The sequence below is a fragment of the Bacillus sp. MBGLi79 genome, assembly GCF_002953915.1.
In genome coordinates, this window is the sequence record NZ_CP026521.1 from 4,173,689 (window position 1) to 4,175,740 (window position 2,052).

Genomic DNA, 2,052 nt, shown 5'->3' on the forward strand with positions numbered 1-2,052 from the left:
TTTTTATACAATTATCGCTTTGATTGGTATTTTTGTTCTCAGTACAGGCAGTTACGCCTATTACTTATGGCATAAAGCGGCATCTACAGTAGCGAGTATTCATGAAAATATTAACAAATCAAAAAAACGCGATTCAGCTGTTGACATTGATAACCATGACCCGTTTTCCGTGCTTCTCATGGGTGTCGATGAACGGGACGGTGATAAGGGGCGCGCAGACTCCCTCATCTATATGACGGTGAACCCGAAAACGAAAACGACTGAAATGGTCAGCATCCCGCGGGATACGTATACTGAAATTATCGGCAAAGGCAAGTTGGATAAAATCAACCATTCATACGCATTCGGCGGTGTTCAGATGACGGTAGACACGGTTGAGAACTTCCTCGATGTTCCTGTCGACTACTTTATCAAAGTCAATATGGAAAGCTTCAGGGATGTCGTAGATACGCTTGGCGGCATTACCGTGAACAGTACGTTTGCTTTCAACTATGACGGATATTCATTTGGCAAAGGCGAGATTACGCTGAACGGAAAAGAAGCGCTCGCTTATACGAGAATGAGGAAAGAAGACCCGAACGGCGACTTCGGACGCCAGAACAGGCAGCGTCAAGTCATCGAAGGAATCATTAATAAAGGCGCCAATATATCGTCTATCACGAAATTCGGAGATATGTTCAAAGTGATCGAAAACAACGTTAAAACGAATCTCACGTTTGACGATATGTGGGATATTCAATCCGGCTATAAAGAAGCCCGCTCAAAAGTCATCCAGCATGAGCTGAAAGGCGACGGCACAAAAATCAACGGAATCTATTATTACAAAGCTGACGAAAGTTCCCTTTCCGACATTACAGCCGAACTGAAAGAAAGCCTTAATAAATAAAAAAAGCTTCCTGAAAAGGAAGCTTTTTTATTAGTCTTTAAACACGTCAGGCCGCGCACTTCGATATCCGTACCGATAAAGCAGCGCCTCTGCAATTCGCCGCGAAGCCTGTCCGTCCCCGTATGGGTTTGAAGCCCGTGACATTTTGCGATATTCATCTTGATCGGTCAACAGCTGTTTAGTCAGCTGATAGATCTTATCTTGATCCGTGCCTGCCAGCTTAAGTGTCCCGGCCTGAACGCCTTCGGGCCGTTCCGTCGTATCTCGAAGCACGAGGACCGGCTTTCCGAGCGACGGCGCTTCTTCCTGCACCCCGCCCGAGTCAGTGAGGATGAAATGAGCTTCAGCCGCAAAGTTGTGAAAATCAATGACTTCAAGCGGCTCTATTAGATGGACCTTCTTCAGATCACCGAAATGCTTTGCAGCCGCTTCACGAACAGCGGGATTGAGATGAACGGGATAAACAACCTGTACGTCGTCAACTTCTTCGACGATCCGCCTGATTGCTTTAAACATATTTTCCATCGGCTCACCTAAATTTTCACGGCGGTGGGCGGTAAGCAAAATCATCTTGTCATTTCCTATTTTTTCAAGAATGGGATGTGAATAGCCGTCCCTCACTGTTGTGTGAAGCGCATCGATTGCCGTATTTCCAGTGACGTAAATCGTCTCCTGGTCTTTATTTTCACGGAGCAGATTCTTTTCGGCCTGCTCTGTCGGCGCAAAATGAAGATCGGCAATCGATCCCGTCAGCTGCCTGTTCAGCTCTTCGGGAAACGGCGAGTATTTGTTTCCGGTCCTGAGTCCCGCCTCTACATGGCCGACGGAAATCTGGTGATAATAAGCGGCAAGACTTCCCGCAAATGTCGTTGTCGTATCACCGTGAACAAGCACAATGTCCGGTTTGATAGACTGAAACAGCTCGTCCAGTTTCACAAGTGCATTAGACGTAATTTCAGCCAGCGTTTGCCTTTCTTTCATGATATTCAAATCAAAATCAGGCTTTATATTAAAAGCTTCAAGCACCTGGTCAAGCATTTGCCTGTGCTGTGCTGTAACCGTCACATAAGACTCAATTTCGGGGTGTTTTCTTAATTCAAGCACAAGCGGCGCCATCTTAATGGCTTCAGGGCGCGTGCCGAAGATGGTCATGACTTTTAATTTTT

The 2,052-nt window shown here is 46.2% G+C and carries 2 protein-coding genes; one reads left to right on the forward strand and one right to left on the reverse strand.

Annotation, left to right across the window (positions count from 1 at the left end; all coding sequences use genetic code 11):
• Positions 1 to 10 precede the first annotated feature (10 nt).
• On the forward strand, positions 11 to 886 hold the full coding sequence (locus C1T29_RS21320) for a polyisoprenyl-teichoic acid--peptidoglycan teichoic acid transferase TagU (RefSeq protein ID WP_208945742.1): 876 nt from the start codon (positions 11 to 13) through the stop codon (positions 884 to 886).
• Between the two features lie 30 nt (positions 887 to 916).
• Here C1T29_RS21320 and wecB read toward each other — a convergent pair.
• A partial coding sequence (wecB, locus tag C1T29_RS21325) for a non-hydrolyzing UDP-N-acetylglucosamine 2-epimerase (RefSeq protein WP_231516518.1) occupies positions 917 to 2,052 on the reverse strand: 1,136 nt, incomplete at its 5' end.